Here is a 349-nt window from a genome sequence, read left to right as displayed (position 1 = left end):
CTTCGTCACCGTTACTGCGCCTGACAACGTCTACACCGGTACCAACGACCCAGTGATCAAGTCGATCGCTTCGGTTGATGGCGCTGATGTCGGTCAGTTCGAGAACTTGGTCCTGGACAAGACCCCGGTCAGCACCGCTGTTACCGACGAGCCAGGTACTCCGGGCAACGAAGGTGATCTGGTCAAGGTCACTATCACCGCTGACCAAGTCTCGGTTGCCGAGAACGTCAAGCCGACTTTCACCGTTCACATCAACACCGCGCTGGCGCACGACCTGGTCGTGACCCTGAGCAACAATGCCACGGTTACCATCAAGGCCGGTGAAACCAGCGCGCCGTACGCTCACGAC

At 58.7% G+C, this 349-nt stretch carries 1 protein-coding gene; it reads left to right on the top strand.

Going from position 1 to position 349, the window contains the following annotated elements; genetic code table 11:
- Positions 1–349 (top strand): immunoglobulin-like domain-containing protein (locus HU770_RS26840; RefSeq protein WP_186666601.1); only part of this gene is annotated, 349 nt, incomplete at both ends.

The sequence above is a fragment of the Pseudomonas sp. SWRI68 genome (assembly GCF_014269165.1).
Taxonomy (GTDB): Bacteria; Pseudomonadota; Gammaproteobacteria; order Pseudomonadales; family Pseudomonadaceae; genus Aquipseudomonas; species Aquipseudomonas capeferrum.
Note: the sequence above shows the minus strand (reverse complement) of the source record. Positions and strands in the feature narration are given on the sequence as shown.